An 8,200-nucleotide genomic window follows, 5' to 3' on the forward strand; every position below is an offset into this window, starting at 1 on the left:
CGTACGGCCGACGGCTCTGTTCGACCGTGTACGGTTCCCGGTCCCTCACGATACGGGCCGGGCTCAGCCCTTGGGGCTGAACGTGGCGAACGCCGTCTCCCGCAGCGTCCTGCACTCCGCGCCGTTCCACTCGCCCGCCGCGCAGCTGACCATGATGGAGTAGCCGCGTCCGGCGTCCACCTTGAAGCCGCGGTTGAGCACGTGGACGCGCACGCCCTTCTGGGTGCGCTCGAACTCCCAGTCGGCGACGGTCGGGTAGCCCTTGTACGAGACGGGGCTGATGCCGATGTGCCGGTAGTCCTTGCTGGTGGCGGCCACGCCGATCTTGGCCAGTTCCCAGGCGCTCGCCGCGTTGTCCTTCGGGCTGTCGTTGAAGTCGACCTGGACGCGCGGGAATCCGCCGTTCTCGCTGAAGACGCCGCCGAGGTCGTATCCGGGGATGGTGCTGAGCCGGAAGGTCGCGGGCATGGCCATGGTGAAGTGGAAGCGGTCGCTGGTGACGAGGGTGTAGCCGGCGGGCAGCGGCGCGCCCGTGCCGCCGGACGGCTTTCCGGAAGGCGTTCCGGAGGGGGTTCCCGACGGCGTGGCGCCGTTCGTGCCGTCGGTGCCCGCCGAGCCGGTGGCGCCGTCGCCGCCGGGCTGTGCGCCGCCCTGCTGCCCGGGATCGGCCGGATCCTTGCCGCCGCCGGAACCGTCCGTGCCGCCCCGGCCGCCCGTGGAGGCGCCGGCCGAGGCCGCGGTGTCGTCCTTCCCCTTGTCCGCGTCGCCCCCGCCGAGGGAGACCGCCAGGATCGTCCCGAGCAGGGCGAGGACCACGACGGCGGCGATGACGACCAGGGTGCGTCGGGGCACGACGTCGGTCAGCGGCGCGCGGGCCGGGGCCTGCCTGCCGCCGCCCTGGAGCGGCTGGGGCTTCGGCCTCGGCTCCGCCTTCGCGGAGGCCGCCGCGTCGCGCACGGACTTCAGGGCGCCCCGCATCCGCTCGGACGTCGCCTCCGGTCCCTTGTCCCGGCCGGCCGCCGGGGCCGCCGGCGTCCCCGTGGGGTGCGGCGGCAGCGGTACGACCCTGGTCACCTCGGGGGAGACCGGGGGCGTCTCCGCCGGCGCGTCGAGCACGGCCCGCAGCAGGACCCGGGCGCCGGCGTCGTCGAGCCGCTGCGCCGGGTCCTTGGCGAGGAGGCCGTAGATGACCTTCTCGAGTTCGGGACCCGCGTTCTTCGGAGGGTCGACCGGCTCGGTCATCACCGCGGTGAGGGTGGCGATGGCGGAGCCCTTGTCGTACGGCGGGGTGCCCTCGACGGCCGCGTAGATGAGGCCGCCGAGCGACCACATGTCGGCGGCGGGGCCGGGCTTGTGGCCCCGGGCGCGCTCGGGCGAGATGTAGGAGGGGGCGCCGACGAGCATGCCGGTGGAGGTGATCGAGGGGTCGCCCTCCACCTGGGCGATGCCGAAGTCGGTGAGGACGACGCGGCCGTCCTCGGCGATCAGCACGTTGGACGGCTTCACGTCGCGGTGCAGGATGCCCTCGCGGTGGGCCGAACGCAGCACGTCGAGGATGGCGAGGCCGACCTCGGCGGCGCGCCGGGGCGTGAGGGTGCCGTCCTCGCGCACGGCGTCCGCGAGGGACTTGCCCTCGATCAGCTCCATGACGATCCACGGGCGGTCGTCCTCGTCGACGACGTCGTACACGGTCACGGCGCCGTTGTTGCGGATCCTGGCGATGGCCTTCGCCTCGCGCAGGGTCCGGGTGATGAGGCGTCGCTTCTCGTCCTCGTCGATGCTGCTGGGGAAGCGGAGCTCCTTGACGGCGACGGTGCGGCCGAGGGTCTCGTCGGTGGCGCGCCACACGGTGCCCATGCCGCCGCGCCCGAGGACCGCGCCGAGCCGGTAGCGGCCGGCGAGCAGCCGCCCCTCGCCCGCCGGGTTCCCGCGCGGCTCGCCGCCGCGCGCCGTGCCGCCGCCGTCGCGCGCGGCACCGGGGTTCGCGGTCGTCGCGCGCCCGTCACCGCCGTCGCCGTCCCCGGCGCCGAATCCGGCCCGCCCGGTGGACGGCTCGGTCCCCTGGAGCCGGCCGGCCGTCCCGGTCCTCCCGGCCCCGGCAGCCGCCGCGCCGCCGGACCGCCCGCTCCCGGAGTCCTTCGCGCCCGTGGCGTCCGGGACGGCCCGCGCGCCCGGCGCGTCGGCGTCCGAGGACCCCGCGCCCGACGGCCCGGTGCCCGGGGCTGTCTCCCCGGGCTCGGCGTCCTCGGTGTCGCGCGCTGCCCCCGCGCCCTCCCCGGAGTCCCGCGCACCTTGTCCGGCCTGCGTGTCCTTCGCGTCCCGCCCCGGCTCACGCGCGGCCGGAACCGTTCCTCGGTCGCCGTCGGTCGCGGCCCCCGCGGCGGCGTCCCGCCCGGGGTCCTTCGCCGTGTCCCGCGACTGCTCCGCCTCCGACATGCGTCCCCTCTGCGATCCCTGATCTCCGCCGCGTCTGCCGCTTCCCGCACGATGCGGTAACCCGCCCTGGAAGAGAGCCCATTGTCCCTCACCACGGGACGGGTGGCGCCCCCGGGTCCGTACTCCGGAACGACGACGCCGACGCGCACTCCGGAGGTTCCCACCCGATACGGACGACCCGGGCGCCCGGGCGCGGGACCGCGAAAGGGCCCCGGCAGGACCGCCGGAAGACTGCCGAAGGACCGTCAAAAGGCTGACGGGGGGCCGGGGGAGGAACACGGGAGGGGCGGGGAGGGGCCGCGGGAGGAGCGGTGGAGAACCCCCGGAACACCGGCGGGAAACCGCCGGAGAATTCCCCGCCGCGCCCCCGGAAAAACTCCCGGAGAACCACCGCGGAAACCGGAGGACCTCCGGAACCCTCCGGGAGGAATCCCTCCACACCCCTCCAGGACAACCGAAACGCCGTCAGAGGGGCACGATGTCCGGCGCTCCCAGCCGCGCGGCGTCCGCCGCCAGGTCGTCGGGCTGCCGCTGCGACTCGCGTTCCGCCTCCACCCGCTTCCGGTAGTGCTCGACCTCCTTGTCGATCTGGTGGTCGTCCCAGCCGAGCACCGGAGCCATCAGCTCCGCGCACTCGCGGGCGCTGCGGGTGCCCCGGTCGAAGGTCTCGATGGAGATCCGGGTCCGCCGGGTGAGGACGTCGTCCAGGTGGCGGGCGCCCTCGTGCGAGGCCGCGTAGACGATCTCGGCGCGCAGGTAGTCGTCGGCCGCCGGAAGCGGCTCGCCGAGCCGGGGGTCCTCGGCGACGAGGTCGAGGACCTGCTCCGCCAGGGAGCCGTACCGGTTGAGGAGGTGCTCGACCCGCACGACGTGCAGCCCGGTCCTGGCGGCGATCCCGGCCCGCGCGTTCCACAGGGCCCGGTAGCCCTCGGCGCCGAGGAGCGGGGTGTCCTCCGTGACGCAGGGCGCGACGCGCTGGTCGAGGCCGTGCACCGCCTCGTCGACGGCGTCCTTCGCCATCACTCGGTACGTCGTGTACTTGCCGCCCGCCACCACGACCAGGCCGGGGACGGGGTGGGCGACGGTGTGCTCGCGCGAGAGTTTGCTGGTGGCGTCCGACTCGCCGGCGAGGAGGGGGCGCAGGCCCGCGTAGACGCCCTCGACGTCGTCCCGGGTGAGCGGGGTGGCGAGCACGGTGTTCACGTGCTCCAGGAGGTAGTCGATGTCGGCGCTGGACGCGGCCGGGTGGGTCTTGTCGAGGTCCCAGTCGGTGTCGGTGGTGCCGACGATCCAGTGGCGCCCCCAGGGGATCACGAACAGGACGGACTTCTCGGTCCGCAGGATCAGGCCGGTGGTGGAGTGGATGCGGTCCTTGGGCACGACGAGGTGGATGCCCTTGGAGGCGCGGACGTGGAACTGGCCGCGCTCCCCGATGAGGGCCTGGGTGTCGTCCGTCCACACCCCGGTGGCGTTGACGACCTGTTTGGCCCGGATCTCGTACTCGGCCCCGGCCTCGACGTCCTGGACGCGCGCGCCGACGACCCGCTCGCCCTCCCGGAGGAAGCCGACGACCCGGGCCCGGCTGGCGGCCCTGGCGCCGTAGGAGGCGGCCGTGCGCACGAGGGTGGTGACGAAGCGGGCGTCGTCCATCTGGGCGTCGTAGTACTGGAGGGCGCCGACCAGGGCGTCCTTCCGCAGGCAGGGGGCGACCCGCAGGGCGCGGCTCCGGGAGAGGTGCCGGTGGACGGGGAGGCCCCGGCCGTGGCCGGAGGAGAACGACATCGCGTCGTACAGCGCGACGCCCGAACCGGCGTAGAACCGCTCCCAGCCCTTGTGCTGGAGGGGATAGAGGAAGGGGACCGGCTTCACCAGGTGGGGGGCGAGCCGCTCCAGGAGGAGCCCGCGCTCCTTGAGCGCCTCGCGCACCAGGGCGAAGTCCAGCATCTCCAGATAGCGCAGACCGCCGTGGATGAGCTTGCTGGACCTGCTGGAGGTGCCCGAGGCCCAGTCGCGGGCCTCGACGATGCCGGTGGAGAGCCCTCTCGTGACGGCGTCGAGGGCCGTGCCCGCGCCGACCACGCCGGCGCCGACGACCAGTACGTCCAGCTCGCGCCCGGCCATGGCCGTCAGCGCCTCGGCGCGCTCGGCCGGTCCCAGTTTCGCTGTCCTCACGTCTGCCGCCTCCCGTCGTCCCCCGTCTTCCGCGCACGGTCGTCCCGCCGCGGCGTTCCACGCGCCCGGGGTGCCCCGCGCGCGTCCTTCCGCGTACCGGCTGCCCCGTCCGCGTCCTTCCCGCACACGAGCCGGGACCGTGTGGTCCGGCTCACAGTCCGATTCTGTCCCGCTCCGGCGACTTCAGCCACCGCCTCCCCACCGGCCTGTGGACAACACTCGGCGACCTGAGGTCACACAATGCACCATAACGGTCATATTTACGCCTAGTCTGACATTGCGTGCGACCCGTTCCGCCCACCGGGCTTGCGCGTCGCGTCCCCTCCGGCTATTGGGAAGGACGGTCCACCCCCATGCCCGCTGATCTCGCCGTCATCGGCCTCGGCCACCACGGACTCCCCCTCGCCCAGGCCGCAGCCGCCGCAGGCTTCGGCACCATCGGCTACGACGTCGATCCGCGCGCCGCCGCCGAACTCGCCGCCGGACGCTCCCCGGTCGAGGGCTCGCTCACCACGCCGGAGATCCGCCGGATGCTCGCGGGGGGCTTCCGCCCGACCGCCGACCCCGCCGAACTCGGCCGGGTCCGCACCGCCGTCCTCTGCGTCCCGACCCCCCTCGGCCCCGACCGGACCCTCGACCTCAGCGCCGTCACCGACGCGGCCCGCGCCCTCGCCGCCCGGCTGCGCCCCCACACCACCGTCCTCCTGGAGTCCCCGGTCCCGCCGGGCACCACCGAGGGCCCGCTCCGCGACGTCCTCGAAGCCGGTTCCGGACTGCGCGCGGGCCGCGACTTCCACCTCGCGTACTCGCCCGGCCGGCTCGACCCCGGCAGCCGCACCCACGGCTACACCGGCACCCCCAAGGTCATCGGCGGCCTCACCCCCGCCTGCACCGAGTCCGCCGCCGCCTTCTACGGACGCCTCACCGACAAGGTGGTACGCGCGCGCGGCCCCCGCGAGGCGGAGACGGTCAAGCTCCTGGAGACCAACTTCCGGCACGTCAACATCGCCCTCGTCAACGAGATGGCGGTCCTCTGCCACGAACTCGGCGTCGACGTGTGGGACGTCATCCGCTGTGCCGAGACCAAGCCCTTCGGCTTCCAGGCGTTCCGCCCCGGCCCCGGCGTCGGCGGCCACGGCGTCCCCGTCGACACCGTCGGCGCCCACCGGCCGCTCCGCCTCGTCGAACTCGCGGGCCAGGTCAACGAACGCATGCCGGGGTACGTCGTCCGGCGCGCCGCCACCCTCCTCAACGAACACGGCAAGTCGGCCCGGGGCGCCCGCGTCCTGCTGCTCGGCATCACGTACAAGCCCGACCTCTCCGACCGGCAGGGCTCCCCCGCCGACGAGATCGCCCGCCGCCTCATGGACCTGGGCGCGGCCGTCAGCTACCACGACCCCCACGTCCCCGACTGGCGCGTCCGCGACCTGCCCGTGCCCCGCGCCGACTCCCTCTACGAGGCGGCCGCCCACGCCGACCTGACGGTCCTCCTCCAGCACCACCGCACCTACGACCTCCAGGGCCTCTCGGTGAAGGCGCAGCTCCTCCTCGACACCCGGGGCGCCGTCCCGGCGGGGGCGGCCCACCGCCTCTGAGCCGGGGCGGCGGAAGGGCGGCGGGCCGGCCCGGAAGACGGACCCGCCCGAAAACCCGTGTCCCTGTCACAGCGGGCTGCTAGCCTCCGGGCCTCTCGAACGCGCTTCCGCGCGTTTCCGTTCCCAGGGGGGAATCCGCATGTCCCAGCCCGTCCCGCCGCCCGGCAACCCGTTCGCCGGGGACGCCGCGCCCCAGCCCCACCCGGCGCCGCCGTCCGCGCCCCGCGGCTCCCGCGTGGGCCTCGGCCTGCTGGCCGCCTTCGTCGCCGCGCTCGTCGCGGGGGGCGTGTACGGCGCCGTCATGGGCGGCATCGAACGGGAGATCGGCTGGGCCGCCGTCGGCGTCGGCGTCCTCGTCGGCCTCGCGGCCGGCAAGGTCGGCGGCGGCAACCCCGTCCTGCCCGTGGCCGGCGCGCTCCTCTCCGTCGGGGGCGTCTGCCTCGGCCAGCTCCTCGGCATCGCGATCATCCTCGGCAAGCGGCTCGGCGTCCCCGCCACCGACCTCTTCTTCCAGGAGTTCGGCGCGCTGACCCAGGCGTGGAACGAGGCCAAGGACCCGATGACCTTCCTCTTCCTCGCCCTGGCCGCCTTCGCCGCCTTCTCGGGCGCGCGGAAGGCCGCCTGACCGCGGCGCGCACGCGCGTGGGGCCCCGCACCGGCCGGTGCGGGGCCCCACGCGCGTGCGGAAGGCGTCAGCGCTTGTGCTGCGCGTCCGCGACCGTGACCTCGACGCGCTGGAACTCCTTGAGCTCGCTGTAACCGGTGGTGGCCATCGCGCGGCGCAGGGCGCCGAAGAAGTTCATCGAGCCGTCCGGGATGTGCGACGGGCCCGCGAGGATCTCCTCGGTGGTGCCGACGATGCCCAGGTCCACCAGCTTGCCGCGCGGCACGTCCTCGTGGACGGCCTCCATGCCCCAGTGGTGGCCCTTGCCCGGCGCGTCCGTGGCGCGGGCCAGCGGCGAGCCGATCATCACGGCGTCGGCGCCGCAGGCGATCGCCTTCGGCAGGTCGCCGGACCAGCCCACGCCGCCGTCGGCGATGACGTGCACGTACCGGCCGCCGGACTCGTCCATGTAGTCGCGGCGCGCGGCGGCCACGTCCGCGACGGCGGTCGCCATCGGGACCTGGATGCCCAGGACGTTGCGGGTGGTGTGCGCGGCGCCGCCGCCGAAGCCGACCAGGACGCCCGCCGCGCCGGTGCGCATCAGGTGCAGGGCCGCGGTGTACGTGGCGCAGCCGCCGACGATGACCGGGACGTCCAGCTCGTAGATGAACTGCTTGAGGTTCAGCGGCTCGGCCGCGCCCGAGACGTGCTCGGCGGAGACCGTCGTACCGCGGATCACGAAGATGTCCACCCCGGCGTCCACGACGGCCTTGGAGAACTGCGCGGTGCGCTGCGGGGAGAGCGCGGCGGCGGTGACGACGCCGGAGTCGCGCACCTCCTTGATGCGCCGCCCGATCAGCTCCTCCTTGATGGGGGCCGCGTAGATCTCCTGGAGGCGGCGGGTCGCGGTGGCCTCGTCCATCTCCGCGATCTCGTCCAGCAGCGGCTGCGGGTCCTCGTACCGGGTCCACAGGCCCTCGAGGTTCAGGACGCCCAGACCGCCCAGCTCACCGATGCGGATGGCGGTCTGCGGGGAGACCACCGAGTCCATCGGGGCGGCCAGGAACGGCAGCTCGAAGCGGTAGGCGTCGATCTGCCAGGCGATCGAGACCTCCTTCGGGTCCCGGGTGCGCCGGCTGGGCACGACGGCGATGTCGTCGAACGCGTACGCCCTGCGGCCGCGCTTGCCGCGCCCGATCTCGATCTCAGTCACGATGTGTGGCCTCTCCCTCTACGTCTGCGCCTACCAGTATCCCCGACACGCGGGTGGGGGGCGGGTGGGGGCCCCGGGCCGGACCCCCCCCCCCACAACCCGGCGCTTTTTTTTTTTGTTGTTGGGGGGCGCCCCCCGCAACGGGGTGTGGGGGGGGGGGGGGGACATGGTGGCCCCCCC

The 8,200-nt window shown here is 74.4% G+C and carries 5 protein-coding genes; 2 read left to right on the forward strand and 3 right to left on the reverse strand.

The features are described 5' to 3' along the window. Nucleotides 1-63 precede the first annotated feature (63 nt). A complete protein-coding gene (locus ACFYZY_RS24430) occupies nucleotides 64-2,436 on the reverse strand; it encodes a protein kinase (RefSeq protein WP_388697806.1) in 2,373 nt (790 codons plus the stop codon). A 465-nt stretch (nucleotides 2,437-2,901) separates the two neighbouring features. Continuing rightward, nucleotides 2,902-4,608 (reverse strand): glycerol-3-phosphate dehydrogenase/oxidase, encoded by a 1,707-nt coding sequence (locus ACFYZY_RS24435; RefSeq protein WP_388697808.1) that lies wholly within the window; start codon nucleotides 4,606-4,608, stop codon nucleotides 2,902-2,904. Nucleotides 4,609-4,961: 353 nt separating this feature from the next. Between ACFYZY_RS24435 and ACFYZY_RS24440 the strand changes: the two genes are divergently transcribed. Both ACFYZY_RS24440 and ACFYZY_RS24445 read left to right on the forward strand, forming a co-directional pair. Continuing rightward, a complete protein-coding gene (locus tag ACFYZY_RS24440; protein WP_388697810.1) occupies nucleotides 4,962-6,203 on the forward strand; it encodes a nucleotide sugar dehydrogenase in 1,242 nt (413 codons plus the stop codon). A gap of 139 nt (nucleotides 6,204-6,342) precedes the next feature. Next, nucleotides 6,343-6,828: a hypothetical protein gene (locus ACFYZY_RS24445; protein ID WP_388697813.1), complete on the forward strand. Its 486-nt coding sequence runs from the start codon at nucleotides 6,343-6,345 to the stop codon at nucleotides 6,826-6,828. 67 nt (nucleotides 6,829-6,895) lie between these two features. Here ACFYZY_RS24445 and ACFYZY_RS24450 read toward each other — a convergent pair whose 3' ends face one another. Beyond that, nucleotides 6,896-8,020, reverse strand: coding sequence for a GuaB3 family IMP dehydrogenase-related protein (locus ACFYZY_RS24450; RefSeq protein WP_388697816.1), 1,125 nt, complete (start codon nucleotides 8,018-8,020; stop codon nucleotides 6,896-6,898). Nucleotides 8,021-8,200 lie beyond the last annotated feature (180 nt).

Source organism: Streptomyces sp. NPDC001744, assembly GCF_042892575.1.
GTDB lineage: Bacteria > Actinomycetota > Actinomycetes > Streptomycetales > Streptomycetaceae > Streptomyces.

Excerpts from the sequence above, each read along its gene's own strand:
- ACFYZY_RS24445 (WP_388697813.1), top strand. The coding sequence starts at position 6,343 with ATGTCCCAGCCCGTCCCGCCGCCCGGCAACCCGTTCGCCGGGGACGCC.
- ACFYZY_RS24430 (WP_388697806.1), bottom strand. The coding sequence starts at position 2,436 with ATGTCGGAGGCGGAGCAGTCGCGGGACACGGCGAAGGACCCCGGGCGG.
- ACFYZY_RS24440 (WP_388697810.1), top strand. The coding sequence starts at position 4,962 with ATGCCCGCTGATCTCGCCGTCATCGGCCTCGGCCACCACGGACTCCCC.